Raw genomic sequence first — 15,097 nt, 5'->3', positions numbered from 1 at the left:
TGCTCTGGTGGCATGTATGCGCAAGATGATTGTTATCCTCAACAGCATGGTACGAAATGGTACTGCCTGGGAGGGAAATATGGCCTAAGCGGTTGACTCAGAGCCATAGTCACTTGTTATGAGTTATTCACTAATGGTTTGAGGTTCCAAAACCTTTCCCGACATTGTTACTGCCGCCATATATGAGCTGTTGAACAACCTATTTCCGTCAATAACAGGAATCAATTGAAAAACATATAGCCAATGTCCTGTTCTTCCCCAGCAAGTAAATTCTTGCATATTAAAACTATGCACTAATACAGTATCGAACTTCGAATAGTAGTTTTTCGACCAAACCTGAACAATTTCTACTGCCTTAGAGATAGATAGCGGTGGCTCTCCATTATTTATATCCCACTTAAGAGACTCCTCAAAGTCTCTGCTTTTTGCAAAAATTCCTACTTTTTTACCATCTGCATTTGCTGTGCTTATAAGCGGTGATTCTCCACATGAATCTGCAAAACAACTTACAGTAGTGAGCATAAAAATCACTGTTAGTATAATCTTCATTTCTACCCTGTACTCATAACGCCCAGCGCAGGCGCAGCCAGCGCGGAGCGCATTTTGTGTTAATGTTTGAGCGACAGCGAGTAACACAAAATGTGTGTAGCGTTGGCTGTCGCCCTGCCGCTGCTTGTTATACGCTGCCCTCGCTCTCAACTACCAGCACCCGCACTTCACCTCTTGGGTGGGCTACATGCTCCGTTCCGACAGAAGCAAAGAATATGTCTCCAACCTCTAGTACGGCGATTTCTTCAGCGCCATTTATGCGATAGTGCATGTCTACTACACCATCTAATACTACGAAGACTTCTTCTCCATCGTTTATGTGCCACTTGTACGGTTGATCGGTCCAGTGGAGCTTGGTGGTAATTCCTTGCATATTTGCAATTTGCTTTGATCCCCAAGCCCGGTCGGCAGTGAAACTCTTGCTTTTTACGACTTCCATTTTTAGATTTTTACCACGCTCTCAGAGCTCAACTGCGTATAACAGTTTATTCAAAAGCTCCATATCTAGGCATTATGCCTAGATATGGACATATTTTTCTATATATAGGCTTAATGCCTAAATATAGGCATACAGTTAAATAGGTACATCTAGGCATTTGTCTATCAGGCCTTCAACGATGCGGTCGCTTAGATTGGTACGCTCGACCATATTCCTGTTGGCCACCCATGCTTGGGCGCACTTGCTCCATCTTCCGCCGATGCGTTTTATTTCATTGCGTAACTGGAGTTCGTCGAAGGCAATTTTTACTGCAACCCATTTTTGCTCATTGGTTTTCGGCGCAGTATTGGTAGGCAAGGGCTGCTTGCGCGGATAGGCATCACGTTGGGCAACGATAATTTCAACAGTCGTATAGATGGTATTACTACAGGGGGATCGTCTGTAACGTACGGCACAGAGTTGTTCGCCGTACTTGTCGTGGTAACGTTTGCTGCCGTCGTCCCCCGGCTTGTAGGTCTTGATAACCTTCATATGCCCTCCCTGGCATGGTTATTAATCAGATCCCCAGCTTGTCCCAGATCTCATCCACTCTTTGCGTCACCTCCGGGTCTTTGACAATTGGCCGCCCCCATTCACGGGTGGTTTCACCTTCCCATTTATTGGTGGCATCAAAGCCGATTTTGGATCCAAGGCCGGATACCGGTGAGGCAAAATCCAGGTAGTCGATCGGGGTGTTTTCCACCATGGTGGTATCGCGAGCCGGGTCCATACGGGTGGTCATGGCCCAGATTACGTCGTTCCAGTCGCGTGCGTTTACGTCGTCGTCGGTGACGATCACGAACTTGGTGTACATGAACTGGCGCAGGAACGACCACACACCCATCATCACGCGCTTGGCGTGACCGGGGTACTGCTTCTTCATGGTGACTACGGCGAGGCGGTATGAGCAGCCTTCCGGCGGCAGATAGAAGTCGACTATTTCCGGGAACTGCTTGCGCAGGATCGGAACGAATACTTCGTTCAGTGCTTCGCCGAGTACCGCGGGCTCATCGGGCGGACGGCCGGTGTAGGTACTGTGGTAGATGGGGTCTTTACGGTGAGTAATTTTCTCGACGGTGAAGACCGGGAAGCTATCCACTTCGTTGTAGTAACCGGTATGGTCGCCGTAGGGGCCTTCGTCTGCCATGTCTTCGGGGTAGATATGGCCTTCGAGTACATACTCCGCGCTCGCAGGTACTTGCAGATTGCTGAGTTTGGCTTCTGCCACCTCCGTTTTACTGCCGCGAAGCAGGCCGGCAAAGGCGTATTCCGAGAGGGTATCCGGTACCGGGGTGACGGCGCCGAGGATGGTAGCCGGGTCCGCGCCCAGCGCTACCGCTACGGGGAAGGGTTCGCCCGGGTGTTTCAGTTGCCAGTCACGGAAGTCGAGCGCGCCACCGCGGTGGGACAGCCAGCGCATGATCAAGCGGTTTTTACCGATAAGTTGCATGCGGTAGATACCGAGATTCTGGCGTTTTTTCTCCGGTCCCCGGGTGATCACCAGCGGCCAGGTTACCAGCGGCGCCGCATCACCGGGCCAGCAGGTCTGGATCGGCAGGCGGGTCAGGTCAACCTCTTCGCCGCTCTGCTCTATCTGCTGGCAGGCGGGACTACTTATGACCTTGGGCCCCATATTCATGACCTGCTTGAAGATGGGGAGTTTTTGCCACGCGTCCTTGAGGCCCTCTGGTGGCTGCGGTTCCTTGAGGAAGGCGAGTAGCTCACCCACTTCCCGCAGCTCACTGATGCTCTCCCGCCCCATACCAAGTGCGACTCGTTCGGGCGTGCCAAAGAGGTTGGCGAGTACAGGGGTGTCGTAACCAACGGGGTTTTCGAACAACAGCGCGGGACCGCCAGCACGCAGTACGCGGTCGGCAATTTCTGTCATTTCGAGAACGGGGCTAACGGGGTGCTTGATGCGTTTGAGGAGGCCGCGTTTTTCCAGCAGGCGGATAAAGTCGCGCAGATCTTTGTATTTCATGCTTTACCGGGCGATGACAAATAGGCAGCGGCCAGTGTAAAGCAGACGAGACAAAATGGGGAATTTACGCCTCTTTCCGCTCAATAAGCAGGGGCGCAGGGGGGAACCGAAGGGGAGAGCGACAACCCGCAGCGGAGGCTGCGGGCTGCTTCACTTCAAGACGGTACGACTGTCTTAGAAGCGGGGACGACGCGGGCGGTCTTCGCGCGGCTTGGCTTCGTTAACACGGATGTTACGGCCAGACAGCGGCTTGTCATTCATTTCTTCGATTGCCTTACGCGCTTCGTCGTCGTTCGGCATTTCTACGAAACCAAAACCTTTAGAACGGCCAGTTTCCCGGTCAGTGATTACAGTAGCCCGGGAGATTTCACCGAACGCACCAAATGCTTCGTGCAGATCGTCAGAGGTTACGCCGTAGGCCAGATTTCCGATATAGATATTCACAAAAAAGTCTCACATGAGTCAGTGGGCTGTCGAGCAATTCACAAATGGGTAACCAGCTCCACCGAGTTACGCATCTGAGATTGGTCCAGAATCAGTCGGCCTCCCGGCCGCCTGAGACCAATTCGGTCAGCGCTGAAATCCTGTTCAACGCTTCAATGTTGGCCTTTATATGCCTATCGCCAGACCTTTTCAACTGAATTCGGCTTAATTTCACGCCTCATTCAACAGGTTGCAAAATCGATCCAAGGCCAACAAAAAAGGCCGACATTTGATGTCAGCCTTTATTGTGAAAGGGAATTATTTCCGTTTCATGGACAGGAAGAACTCATCGTTGGTCTTGAAGTCCTTCAGCTTGTCGATCAGGAACTCAGTCGCCGCCAGGTCTTCCATGTCGTGCAGCAGCTTGCGCAGGATCCAGACCCGCTGCAGCTCGCCTTCCGGCATCAGCAGCTCTTCACGACGGGTACCGGAGCGACGTACGTTGATCGCCGGGTAAACGCGTTTTTCGGCGATCTTGCGGTCCAGTTGCAGCTCCATGTTACCGGTGCCCTTGAACTCCTCGAAGATCACTTCGTCCATTTTGGAGCCGGTGTCGACCAGTGCGGTGGCGATAATGGACAGGCTGCCGCCTTCCTCGATGTTACGCGCTGCACCAAAGAAGCGCTTCGGGCGCTCCAGGGCGTGGGCGTCCACACCACCGGTCAGTACTTTACCGGAGCTCGGCACCGTGGTGTTGTACGCACGCGCCAGACGGGTAATGGAATCCAGCAGGATCACTACGTCTTTCTTGTGCTCAACCAGGCGCTTGGCCTTTTCGATCACCATCTCGGCCACCTGTACGTGACGGGCCGGCGGCTCATCAAAGGTGGAGGCAACCACTTCACCCCGCACGGAGCGCTGCATTTCTGTTACCTCTTCCGGGCGCTCGTCGATCAGCAGGACGATCAGGTGGCACTCCGGATTGTTGCGGGTAATGGCCTGGGCCATATTCTGCAGCATGATAGTCTTACCGGCCTTCGGCGGTGCCACGATCAAGCCACGCTGGCCTTTGCCGATAGGCGCAACCAGGTCGATGATACGGCCGATGAGGTCTTCGGAAGAGCCGTTCCCGCACTCGAGACCGAGACGGTCATTGGGGAACAGCGGGGTGAGGTTTTCGAACAGAATCTTGTTGCGCGCGTTTTCCGGCTTGTCGAAGTTGATCTCGCTGACTTTCAGCAGTGCGAAGTAGCGTTCACCCTCTTTGGGGGGGCGGATCTTGCCGGAAATGGAGTCACCGGTGCGGAGATTGAAGCGGCGGATCTGACTGGGGGAAACATAGATGTCGTCGGGGCCGGCGAGGTAGGAGGAGTCGGCCGAACGGAGAAATCCGAACCCATCCTGAAGTATTTCCAATACGCCTTCACCGTAAATGTCTTCACCGCTTTTGGCGTGGCGCTTCAGGATATTGAAAATAATGTCCTGCTTGCGCGAGCGGGCCAGGTTCTCAAGGCCCATGCCCTTGGCGATTTCAATCAGCTCTTCAATGGGTTTGGTTTTTAATTCAGAAAGGTTCATATAGCTTTATTAAGGTTTCTTTTGTCAGATGGCGCGGACGCGCCGGAAACTTGTGCGGAGGGATTTGAAAGTTCGATGTCGATAATGCCCGTAACACGATGCCGACGATTCTGCTGACCGTACGAAAACTCATCGGGAAACGCGTTACCACAACGCCGGCACTCTTTTTGGCAGAGCAGCCAGGAGGGAGTCGTTCAACTTGAGGAGTTTGCGCGCCGGAGAGGCTGTGTCAACAGCGGGGTTGGCGACTTGGCTCAGGTTTGGACTGAACAGTTAATTTGATTACTAGGCAGTATAACGGCACTTCACTAACCTGCAAGGCCTATTTATCGACCCTGAAGGTGATTTGGGCGCCCCGTGGGCGCCCGCCATCCGACCCAGCCTTAGATCTGGCTGTCGATGAACTCAGTCAGCTGCGCACGGGACAGAGCACCTACTTTGGTGCCTTCCACGTTGCCGCCCTTGAACAGCAGCAGGGTCGGAATGCCGCGTACGTTGTACTTGGCCGCAGACTCTTTGTTGCTGTCTACGTCGACTTTGACGATCTTCAGCTTTTCGCCGTAGTGACCGGCCAGATCTTCCAGTACCGGAGCGATCATCTTGCAGGGACCGCACCACTGGGCCCAGAAGTCCACCAGTACCGGGCCTTCAGCCTTGAGTACTTCGGCTTCAAATTCTGCGTCTGTGACGTTGACGATGTTCGCGCTCATAATGGTTTCCTGTAGTTCTGTAACTTCGGGCCTGCGGGCCGCGCCGGCTCACATGATAAGTACGGTCTGCTGACCCCGCAAGGCAAATGGTTCTCGCCTGTATATCGGCATTCCCCCCTTAATGAGGGCCAGTATCCGCTTTTCAAGTACCCCGGTGCCATTACCCCTCGGGCAGGAAACGCTGGAGTATTTCGTCTACATAGTCATACCCGAAAGCGGTAGTTGTAATCCGCGGACCCAGCGGTGCCACCAGCTCCATCGCTTCCAGCCGGTGCCACTCTGGCGCCAGGGTTGATAGAGGCAGCCCGGTGTAGGCGGCAAAAGTCTCCGCGGGCACGCCGACCTCCAGGCGCAGCGCATTCATCAGGAATTCCAGCGGCCGCTCGGCAGGCGCCACTCCCTTGGACTTGGGCAGCGGAAACGCGCTTCCGCTCTCGCCAGTTCCGGATCCAAGCGCGAGATAATCCCGTGGCATGCGGGTGCGCTGGGTGCGTATTACCTCGCCGCTGTGCGGCAGGGTGAACTTGCCATGGGCGCCAGCGCCGATCCCGATGTAATCCGCAAAGGCCCAATAGTTCAGGTTGTGCCGCGACTCGCGGCCGACCGGGCTGTACGCCGATACCTCATAGCGCTGGTACCCCTGTCCCGCCAGGAAGTCGCGTCCGGCACGCTGGATCTCGGCGATCTGCTCGGAACCCGGGGTAACCGGCGGTGCGGAATAGAATGCGGTGTTCGGCTCGATGGTGAGCTGATACCAGGAAATATGCTCAGCCCCCAGGTCCACAGCGCGCTGCAAATCGTTAATCGCATCGACGGTGCCCTGCCCCGGGAGTCCGTGCATCAGGTCGATATTGATATTGTCAAAGCCGGCACTGCGCGCCTGGGTAGCGGCGGTTTCCGCCTCGGGCCCCGAATGAATGCGGCCGAGGTTTTGCAGCTGCAGCGGGTCAAAGCTCTGGACACCGATGGACAGACGGTTGACGCCCGCGCTGCGGTAACCGGCAAACTTGGCCTGCTCGAAGGTCCCCGGGTTGGCCTCCAGGGTGATCTCTATGTCCGGGGCAAAGCCGACCAGCAAGTCGGCCATCTCCAGTATTTCCCCGATCGCGGCCGGTGAAAACAGGCTCGGGGTGCCGCCACCAAAGAAAATTGATCCCAACCTGCGACCCTGTACCCAGGGCAACTGGCTTTCGAGATCCCTGCGCAACTGCGCGACATATTCGCGTTCGGGCAGCTGGCTCGGGGAAGTTTTGGTGCTGCTGGCGTGGTGGATATCCACATGCCCTTCCACCCCGGCCTCGGCAACCTGATGTGAATTGAAGTCACAGTAGGGGCATTTGCGCACACACCAGGGAATATGCACATAGAGGCTCAATGGCGGCAGCTGCATCAGACCGCTGGCCGTATCACTGGAAGTGTCACCTGAAGAACGCGTATCCGGATTACTCACCCAGCATCTGCTCCCGCCACAGCTGTTCAAATTTTTTCACCGCCTGTGCGCGATGGCTCAACCGGTTTTTCACATCCCGCGGTAATTGCGCCGAGGTCATATTTTCAGACTCGACGAAAAACAGAGGATCGTAGCCAAACCCCTGATCCCCCGCCGCGCGCTCGAGGATGCGCCCAGTCCAGCGTGCGGTGCACACCAGGGGAACCGGATCTTCCGGAGTACGCACAAAGGCCAGCGCGCAATGGAAACTGGCTCCGCGCTCTGCCGCGGGAACGCCTTCAAGAGTCTCCAGCAGCTTGCGGTTATTGTCCGCATCACTGGCACCAGCGCCGGCATAGCGCGCGGAGTAGATCCCCGGCGCCCCGTCCAGTGCATCCACCGCCAGGCCGGAATCATCCGCCAGTGCCGGCAACCCGCTGGCACGGCTGGCATGGCGGGCCTTGATCAGGGCATTCTCGATAAAGCTGAGCCCGGTCTCGTCCGCTTCCTGATCCAGAAAATCAGATTGCGGCAATACAGCAATCTGCCAGCCGGAAAACAGCTGGGAAAACTCTTTCAGTTTGCCGGCATTGCCACTGGCGAGAACGATTTTTTCCATGGAAACTTTTCCAGTTTTAGAAATTTAACGCGGCACAAACAAAAACAGCGAGCTCACATGGCCCGCTGCTTTCGTCAAACGCCGGTGTCAGTTTTTGTGGAGCTGACGACGGAAGGTCAGTTCGTGGCTGCTGCCATCCGGAAGCACCAGATCAATATTGAAGGTCAAGCTTTCTTCATTCTCAAACCGGAATGGCGCCAGATAATAAACGGCATCCTGATCGCGGATTTCTTTGAACTCGAGGTTGCGCGACTGTTGGATAAGGTTTGTCGCCGTTCCGGAAAGGCCCGCACTCTCCCCTTTCATCGCGCCCTTTTTGGCAACTGAAATATTCACGAATGCCCTGTCCCGCGCGCGCACGAGATTGTAGTTGCGCGCCATTTCCGGGGAAATAAAGTCACTGTTGAATACCGTGTAGGTCACCCGGTACTCACCGAAGTCCTGATAGTTTTCAATGATCTTGGCTCCCTGCGCCGCAGCAGCAGCTGCCCACAACAACAGGGCTATGGAAAAAAATGCAGCAAACAGACGTTTCACGGCGTCCTCCTTTTTCACTCAAATTCGCTCGCTCCCAGCGTAGCAGGCACAGTTGTGTACTCCTACCGCCGGCGCGTATTACTACTATCTGACTTTTATTCTAGCGAGTCAGATGGTAAATCGCCGTTTCACCAAACAGATTTGGCAAAAAGTCCTTCAATAGCCCGCTCACCCTGGATTCGGAGACCACCTGGCGGTGTGCAATCTGCCAATTGTGCTGCTGGCACAGCACTTCAAAATCCTTGAAAGTACAAAAGTGAATATTGGGCGTGTCGTACCATTCATATGGCAATAAGTCGGATACAGGCATGCGCCCGGAAACCGCCAGGTGCCAGCGCGCCTTCCACTGCCCGAAGTTTGGGAATGTAATGATGCACTCTCGCCCGACCCGCAGCATTTCTTCAACCACCAAATGGGGAAAACGCAGAGTCTGCAGCGCCTGGGTCATGACCACAGTATCGAAGCTCTGGTCAGCGAAATTCGACAGACCTTTGTCGAGGTTCTGCTCCACCACATTGACCCCGCGCTCAACACAGCGTTGTATTTGTGCCGGGTCAATTTCCAGTCCGTAACCACTAACCTGTTTTTCGCGGGTGAGTCTCTCCAGCAGGGCACCGTCACCACAACCGAGGTCGAGAACGCGGGTCTGCGGATCAATCCAGTTGTGGATAATGTCGAGGTCTTTACGCAACATCACCGGGCCTCGCCTTGCAGTTCCGCCGCTACATTATTCATATAGGCGGCAAATAGTTTTTCGTAACGCTCGTTCGGCAGCAGGAATGCATCATGCCCCATCGCGGATTCCACTTCGGCGTAGCTGACCGGCACATTGGCATGCATGAGCGCGTCGGCGATTTCCCGTGAGCGCTCCGGGGCAAAGCGCCAGTCAGAGGTGAAAGACACCAGCAGGAATTTGCTGCACGCGTGAGAAAACGCCTTGACCGGGTCGTTGTCATACTCCCGCGCAAGATCAAAATAATCGAGCGCTCGGGTCATCAGGATGTAGGTATTGGGGTCAAACGTACCGGAGAACGAATCCCCCTGATAGCGCAGGTAGCTCTGCACCTGAAATTCCACCAGCTCTTCTACACCCTGCTCAAAGGTGCCAGAGCGCAGCTCGCGCCCGAATTTTTTGCCCAGCCCGTCGTCAGACAAATAGGTGATATGCCCGATCATCCGCGCCACCGCGAGGCCATCCCGAGGCAGGGTCTGCTCTTCCAGGTAGCGACCGTCGCGGAAGTTGGGGTCGGATGTGATCGACTGACGGGCAGTCTCATTGAACGCGATATTCTGCGCGGACAGCTTCATCGCCGACGCAATTACCACCGCGTGACGCACCCGCTCCGGGTATTCCAGCGTCCAGCGCATGGCCTGCATACCACCTAAGCTGCCGCCGACGACCGCGGCCCAGGTTTCGATACCCAGGTAATCGGCCAACTGTGCCTGGCTGTGCACCCAGTCGCGAGCCCGCAGCGGCGGGAAGTCCGGCCCCCAGGGCTTACCGGTCGCCGGATTGATGGAAGCCGGCCCAGTGGAACCGTGGCAGCCACCGAGGTTATTCAGCGCCACCACGAAGAACTTGTTGGTATCGATGGGCTTGCCCGGGCCAATGTAGTGATCCCACCAGCCGGGCCGCTTGTCGTCGAGGCTGTGATACCCGGCGGCATGATGGTGCCCGGAAAGTGCATGACAAATCAGAACGCCATTGCTCCGGTCTGCATTCAGGGTGCCATAGGTCTCATACATCAAGGTGTATTCATCCAGCACCCGGCCACAGGCCAGTTTGAACGGTCCAGCAAACGTATGGCTTTGGGGCTCGACGAGCCCAACCGAATTGGCCGGCAGCTCGGCCGGATTGCGGGGAGTCTGGGATTGCGCTTCCGTGGTCAAAATCTTGCGTGCTTATCTGATTGGCGGGGCGCCAAGTTTACGAAAGGTGGAGGGCGTAGTACACCGCGGCATATTGCCGCACATCCAGGCGTGCAGATAGCAGAGGAATTTAGGGCGAAGGCATGGGTGCCGGGTACATCCTTGTGAGACTGTCGAAAAGAGGATGTGCCCGGCACCTACGCCGCCACGGAGCCTATTCGCTCGCTATGACGCAGCGGGCGCCTTCAGTGGCGTAACGTTGCTGGCAACCGTAGCGACTGGCGCTGGCGCGATCGGCAAAGGCGCGGTGCTGGTCTGCTTGAGCAACTCCTCCAGGGAACCCAGCGCACTGTGGTTGCGTACCAGTTCCTCTTCCAGCGCGTGCAGGTCCGTGCGCTTGCTCTGGGTTTTCTGTTTCAGTTCCGTGAGCTTGATCAGGTGACGGTTCAGCAAGTGCTTCTGGTACTGCACGTGCTGCTTGAGCGGCTCCAGCGCCTGTTCCAGCCAGCCATCCACAGAGGAAATCATCTGGCTATACATGCGCCCAACCTCGTTGGCCAGCGTTGCCACAAAGCGCTCGGTCAGGCGATTGCGGCGGGCCAGCAACAATTGCGGAGACCGGCGCAGCTGTGCTGCCTGTCTGTGCAGGCCGCGCAAGGCCGCGCGGAAAGCGGCAATCTCGAAATGCTGTTCTGAAGCCGCAATATTATTCAGCGTAGAACGATCGTAAATCGCATCAACCAGCCGGTTGGCCTGATCGACCTCCCGCTCCAGATTGGCCAGCTGGTGCTCCACACCGCCCATAAATCCGTCGATTGCGCGAGCCAGTCCCAGCGGTGACCAGCGCTCGTTCAGCGCACGGCGGGTTTCATCAATCAGTTGCTGCAATTGCTGACTGGACACCGGTGCCAGCAGCGAAGAGCGCTGGCGACCCAGCATGCGTTGGCTGGACTTGAGATTGAGCAGCTCCTGGTGGCAGTACTTGTGCTGCTCACGGGCAGTCTGGTGCAGCTGCTTCAGCTCTTCCAGTTGTTCAGCGCTGGTGGCGCCCTGGCGCTTCAGGTGCTCCAGGGTCGCGCGGCCGCTGTTCAGGCGACGCTTCAGCAGGTCGCGGGTGTCTGCCATCAGGGTCAGCGCCTGGTGCAGCGAGCGATGGTTGGCCACTTTGTCGCGGTGGCTGATCAGGCGTTGCACCAGCAGTTTTTCAAAATCACCAAAACGGCTTTGCTTCAGCAGTATCGGGTCGCGCTGCGCGCGGGCCAGCAGGGCTTTTTTCGCGGAGACGCCGATGACATGTTCCTGCGGCAGGTCGAGCAACTTGCTCACTTCGGCGCGCATGCGGCGCTGCATTTCTTCCGGGTCTTCGTCCGGGTCGTCCCAAAGGACATCAATCTTGTTCAGTAACGCCATCACCGCGGTGCCGCGGTGCTCGCGCAGGGGTACCAGATGGGTTTCCCACATATTCAGATCAGTGCCGCTGACACCGGCATCCGCCGACAGCAGGAAAGCCACCGCCTGGGCACTGGGGAGAGTGGACAGGGTCAACTCGGGCTCGTTGCCAAGTGCATTGAGTCCGGGGGTGTCGATGATACGCAGCCCCTGTGCCAGCAGCGGGTGCGGCAGGGAGATCAGTGCGTAGCGCCAGGCTGGGATCTGTACCAGGTTGCCTTTGCCATCAAGGTGGCGGCGGTCAAAACCGTAGCGTGCCGCATCTTCCGGGGTGACCGCTTTGGTCTCAGCCACCTTCATCAACGCATCGCGGGTTGCGTCGGCATCGTCGGGATCGAATTCGTGGTTTACCCACTTCTGGGGAATGCGCCGGTAGCTTTCCAGGCTGGTGTTGGTGACCAGGGTTTCGATCGGCAGCAGCCTGACGGAGGCCTGTTCGGTACCATCGCTGTAAATTTCCGTGGGGCACATGGTGGTGCGACCGGGGCGTGAGGGCAGCAGGCGTTTGCCATAGGTATGCGACAGCAAGGCGTTGATCAGCTCGGTTTTACCGCGGGAGAACTCTCCCACCAGAGCCACGGTGAACTGATCGTCGACAAGCAATTGACGCGCCTGCTGGACGACCTGCCGGGCACCGGCCGAGTTGGGGAAGTGCTCCTCAAGCCAGTGGCTAAACGAATCGAACTGGCAATCCAGTATCTTTTTCCAGCGGTCGTAATCGGCAATGTGCTGGCGCAAAGTCGCATCTTCCATGTTATCGGTTCTTGTTGTCAGTGCTTGCTTTCGAAGAGTCGGCCATTTTCGGGTATGGCGGCGTCAAGATAAAGTACGTTCGTGCGATTTCGAGAACTGGCGGGGGGTTAGAAGCACCCTTGCGGGTGTGAGAAGCGGCAACTGACAGCTAAGACAGGTTGCCGGAGGGTTCAGGTGAAGGGATACCGGGGCCACTGGCGGCAGCCCCGGAGCAAAAATCAAAACGGTACGTGCCAGAAAAGGTTGTACACCATCTGCGGCATCTGCGCGCTCTCGGCAATGCCCAGCAGCAGCTTGTCGGCCACAGTGAGCAGAATAAAGATGAAGATCGGGCTGATATCGATCACCCCCAGTGGCGGGATGATTTTGCGCACTGGCCCATAGAGAGGCTCCAGCAGCTGACGCAGCAGCATCAGCGCGGGGTGCGAGCTCTGGGGTGCAACCCAGCTGACAACAATGGAAATCAGCATACCCACAAACAGGATCGCAATCAGGGTCATCAGGCAACCGAGCAGCGACCAGAGCAGCGCGGAGAGTGGGTTCAGGACACCGACACCCGCCAACAGCCCCGACCCCATGATCATGATCCAGCCTACAAGCAACGCCAGCACCAATGAGGCCATATCGATACCAAACAGGCCGGGCACCACTTTGCGCAACGGCCGCAGTAACGGGTTGGTAACTTTGACGATGCCCTGGGATAGAGGATTGTAAAAATCCGCCCGCGCCAGCTGCAACATGAAGCGCAACAGTACCGCAAACAGGAACAGGATCCCCAGGGTGGCGAGGATAAATACGCCGATATTACTGAAGGTGTTGACCATCGAGAGTCCTTGCAACGTGGTTATTTTTCTCGGGCTGCTTTTTAGCGAGCCCGGTGCCGAGTGAGTGCCGGGGTCGAGAGTTCAGCACTCACCCTCCGATTCTTGCTACTGCGCTTTAACTGAGCGCTACTGATCAAGCTCTTTTGCCATTTCAGCCGCGCGCGCCGCACAGTCGCTCATGGCCTGCTCCACCAACTGAGGAAGACCACCCTCCTGGAAGCGCTTTACCGCGCGTTCCGTGGTGCCATTGGGCGACATAACATTACGCTTGAGCTGCGCCACATCCACGTCGCTGGCCACTGCCAGTTTCGCCGCGCCCAGTGCGGTTTGCAAGGTGAGGCGTTCGGCGTCGGCGCGCTTCATACCCGCCTTTTCCGCCGCGTCGATCATGGATTCCATAAATTGAAAATAGTAGGCCGGGCCGGATCCGGAAACTGCGATGACCTGATCAATACCGGACTCTGCTTCCACCCACAGCGCGATACCCACCGCGTCCGCCATCTGCGTGGCAACGGACTTATGTTCGCTGGTAACGCCATCACCGGCAAATAGCCCGGTAACGCCTGTACCGACAAGAGCCGGGGTATTGGGCATGGCGCGGATAATCGGCACACCGGCCCCCAGCCAGCGCTGGTAAGCTGCCAGCGGGATACCCGCGGCCAGGGTAATCACCAGGGGTTTGCGGGCACTTACTTCGCTGGCGATATCTTCACACAGATCTTTCATCACCTGCGGCTTTACCGACAGCACAATCACATCCGCATCTCGGATCGCCGTGTGATTATCGGTACTGCCACGCACACCGGTGCGGGCCACGAAGTCCTTCAGTTTCTGCTCGTCGCGGCCGGTAGCGACAATATTGTCCGCTGGATAGCCACTGGCCACCAAACCACCGATCACAGCCCCAGCCATATTGCCGGAACCACCGATAAACACCATTTTTTGCTGTGACATGATTTACCCCAATGAACTTTATTTGCGGGCACCAAAAATATCGGTGCCAATACGTACGACGGTCGCTCCGCTGAAGACCGCCGCTTCCATATCGCCAGACATGCCCATGGACAGGGTATCCAGCGGCTGCTCCGGCAGCTGCGCGCGCAGGTCTTCGAGCAGCGCAGCGAGCTGTATAAAAGGCGTGCGCTGATCCTCGGTTTCCGCTCTGGGCGCGGGTATCGCCATCAGTCCGCGCAGCTCCAGGTTTGGCAGCCCGGCCACCGCTGCCGCCAGTGCTGGAAGCTGCTCGGGTGTAACACCAGATTTGGTCTCCTCACCATCGATATTCACCTGCAGACACACCTTCAGCGGCGGCAGGCCCTGCGGGCGCTGCTCAGACAGCCGGCGCGCAATTTTTAACCGATCAAGGGTATGCATCCAGTCAAAGTGCTCCGCCACATCGCGGGACTTATTGGACTGGAGCGGGCCGATGAAGTGCCACACGATATCCAGGTCGGCCAGTTCAGCCTGCTTGTCCAGTGCCTCCTGCAGGTAATTCTCACCAAAATGGCGCTGCCCGCTGGCAAACGCGGAGCGAATATCCTCTGCCGGCCGGGTTTTGGACACTGCCAGCAGCGTTACCGCCGCAGGATCCCGCCCACAACTGCGGCAGGCTGTGACAATCCGCTCAGTGACAGAATTGAGGTTTTCGACGATAGACCCTTTGCGCATATACTGGACCCAACTATTGCTCGGCGGGCATTCTATGCATTCACCGCCTGTGAGTCATTCTGGGGAGCACTGAGTGGATCGGTGGTGTCTCCGGCTTAAAGAGCGGCTTACAATCAAGGCGCGGCTTCGCGGGAAGGTTAATACCTTTCGAGAAGCCGTAACGCAGAGTGTGAGCCGCTCTTTAAGCCCCGCAGGGCGATCCGCAGAGACATCACGGATCCGCTTAGAGG

Annotated in this window: 16 protein-coding genes; all 16 read right to left on the bottom strand. The window is 56.7% G+C overall.

Annotated elements, in window-relative coordinates; all coding sequences use genetic code 11:
- Positions 1-123 precede the first annotated feature (123 nt).
- The 16 genes from LC093_RS18955 to LC093_RS18880 all read right to left on the bottom strand — a co-directional run bounded on the left by LC093_RS18955 (position 124) and on the right by LC093_RS18880 (position 14,867).
- Positions 124-699: a hypothetical protein gene (locus LC093_RS18955; RefSeq protein ID WP_226668614.1), complete on the bottom strand. Its 576-nt coding sequence runs from the start codon at positions 697-699 to the stop codon at positions 124-126.
- Entirely contained in the window at positions 677-988 is a 312-nt protein-coding gene (locus LC093_RS18950; RefSeq protein ID WP_226668610.1) for a cupin, read from the bottom strand. The genes LC093_RS18955 and LC093_RS18950 overlap by 23 nt, the downstream gene beginning before the upstream one ends.
- A 135-nt stretch (positions 989-1,123) precedes the next feature.
- Positions 1,124-1,519, bottom strand: coding sequence for a hypothetical protein (locus LC093_RS18945; protein WP_226668607.1), 396 nt, complete (start codon positions 1,517-1,519; stop codon positions 1,124-1,126).
- Positions 1,520-1,544: 25 nt separating this feature from the next.
- Positions 1,545-3,008: a 4-hydroxy-3-polyprenylbenzoate decarboxylase gene (ubiD, locus tag LC093_RS18940; RefSeq protein WP_226668603.1), complete on the bottom strand. Its 1,464-nt coding sequence runs from the start codon at positions 3,006-3,008 to the stop codon at positions 1,545-1,547.
- Between the two features lie 174 nt (positions 3,009-3,182).
- A complete protein-coding gene (locus LC093_RS18935) occupies positions 3,183-3,452 on the bottom strand; it encodes an RNA recognition motif domain-containing protein (protein ID WP_226668600.1) in 270 nt (89 codons plus the stop codon).
- 297 nt (positions 3,453-3,749) lie between these two features.
- Positions 3,750-5,009, bottom strand: a complete 1,260-nt coding sequence (rho, locus tag LC093_RS18930) for a transcription termination factor Rho (RefSeq protein ID WP_043319751.1) — start codon at positions 5,007-5,009, stop codon at positions 3,750-3,752.
- 383 nt (positions 5,010-5,392) lie between these two features.
- Complete coding sequence (trxA, locus tag LC093_RS18925) at positions 5,393-5,719, bottom strand: thioredoxin TrxA (RefSeq protein WP_226668597.1); 327 nt, start codon at positions 5,717-5,719, stop codon at positions 5,393-5,395.
- Positions 5,720-5,879: 160 nt separating this feature from the next.
- Positions 5,880-7,109 (bottom strand): radical SAM family heme chaperone HemW, encoded by a 1,230-nt coding sequence (hemW, locus tag LC093_RS18920; RefSeq protein WP_226668623.1) that lies wholly within the window; start codon positions 7,107-7,109, stop codon positions 5,880-5,882.
- 52 nt (positions 7,110-7,161) lie between these two features.
- On the bottom strand, positions 7,162-7,767 hold the full coding sequence (rdgB, locus tag LC093_RS18915; protein WP_226668593.1) for an RdgB/HAM1 family non-canonical purine NTP pyrophosphatase: 606 nt from the start codon (positions 7,765-7,767) through the stop codon (positions 7,162-7,164).
- Between the two features lie 87 nt (positions 7,768-7,854).
- Complete coding sequence (locus tag LC093_RS18910; RefSeq protein WP_226668589.1) at positions 7,855-8,304, bottom strand: DUF4426 domain-containing protein; 450 nt, start codon at positions 8,302-8,304, stop codon at positions 7,855-7,857.
- 100 nt (positions 8,305-8,404) lie between these two features.
- Complete coding sequence (gene metW / locus LC093_RS18905; protein ID WP_226668621.1) at positions 8,405-8,995, bottom strand: methionine biosynthesis protein MetW; 591 nt, start codon at positions 8,993-8,995, stop codon at positions 8,405-8,407.
- Between the two features lie 2 nt (positions 8,996-8,997).
- A complete protein-coding gene (metX, locus tag LC093_RS18900) occupies positions 8,998-10,194 on the bottom strand; it encodes a homoserine O-succinyltransferase MetX (protein WP_226668586.1) in 1,197 nt (398 codons plus the stop codon).
- A gap of 204 nt (positions 10,195-10,398) precedes the next feature.
- A complete protein-coding gene (locus LC093_RS18895; protein ID WP_226668583.1) occupies positions 10,399-12,375 on the bottom strand; it encodes a dynamin family protein in 1,977 nt (658 codons plus the stop codon).
- Positions 12,376-12,593: 218 nt separating this feature from the next.
- Entirely contained in the window at positions 12,594-13,199 is a 606-nt protein-coding gene (locus LC093_RS18890) for a YggT family protein (RefSeq protein ID WP_226668581.1), read from the bottom strand.
- A gap of 126 nt (positions 13,200-13,325) precedes the next feature.
- A complete protein-coding gene (gene proC / locus LC093_RS18885; protein ID WP_226668578.1) occupies positions 13,326-14,153 on the bottom strand; it encodes a pyrroline-5-carboxylate reductase in 828 nt (275 codons plus the stop codon).
- An 18-nt stretch (positions 14,154-14,171) separates the two neighbouring features.
- Positions 14,172-14,867 carry a YggS family pyridoxal phosphate-dependent enzyme gene (locus LC093_RS18880; RefSeq protein ID WP_226668575.1) on the bottom strand — a complete coding sequence of 232 codons (696 nt, stop codon included), beginning with the start codon at positions 14,865-14,867 and terminating at the stop codon, positions 14,172-14,174.
- Between the last annotated feature and the right edge of the window lie 230 nt (positions 14,868-15,097).

The sequence above is a fragment of the Microbulbifer aggregans genome (assembly GCF_020524005.1).
GTDB lineage: Bacteria > Pseudomonadota > Gammaproteobacteria > Pseudomonadales > Cellvibrionaceae > Microbulbifer > Microbulbifer aggregans_A.
Note: the sequence above shows the minus strand (reverse complement) of the source record. Positions and strands in the feature narration are given on the sequence as shown.

Excerpts from the sequence above, each read along its gene's own strand:
- LC093_RS18950 (WP_226668610.1), bottom strand. The coding sequence starts at position 988 with ATGGAAGTCGTAAAAAGCAAGAGTTTCACTGCCGACCGGGCTTGGGGA.
- LC093_RS18945 (WP_226668607.1), bottom strand. The coding sequence starts at position 1,519 with ATGAAGGTTATCAAGACCTACAAGCCGGGGGACGACGGCAGCAAACGT.
- ubiD (WP_226668603.1), bottom strand. The coding sequence starts at position 3,008 with ATGAAATACAAAGATCTGCGCGACTTTATCCGCCTGCTGGAAAAACGC.
- rho (WP_043319751.1), bottom strand. The coding sequence starts at position 5,009 with ATGAACCTTTCTGAATTAAAAACCAAACCCATTGAAGAGCTGATTGAA.
- trxA (WP_226668597.1), bottom strand. The coding sequence starts at position 5,719 with ATGAGCGCGAACATCGTCAACGTCACAGACGCAGAATTTGAAGCCGAA.
- hemW (WP_226668623.1), bottom strand. The coding sequence starts at position 7,109 with ATGCAGCTGCCGCCATTGAGCCTCTATGTGCATATTCCCTGGTGTGTG.
- rdgB (WP_226668593.1), bottom strand. The coding sequence starts at position 7,767 with ATGGAAAAAATCGTTCTCGCCAGTGGCAATGCCGGCAAACTGAAAGAG.
- LC093_RS18895 (WP_226668583.1), bottom strand. The coding sequence starts at position 12,375 with ATGGAAGATGCGACTTTGCGCCAGCACATTGCCGATTACGACCGCTGG.
- LC093_RS18890 (WP_226668581.1), bottom strand. The coding sequence starts at position 13,199 with ATGGTCAACACCTTCAGTAATATCGGCGTATTTATCCTCGCCACCCTG.
- proC (WP_226668578.1), bottom strand. The coding sequence starts at position 14,153 with ATGTCACAGCAAAAAATGGTGTTTATCGGTGGTTCCGGCAATATGGCT.
- LC093_RS18880 (WP_226668575.1), bottom strand. The coding sequence starts at position 14,867 with ATGCGCAAAGGGTCTATCGTCGAAAACCTCAATTCTGTCACTGAGCGG.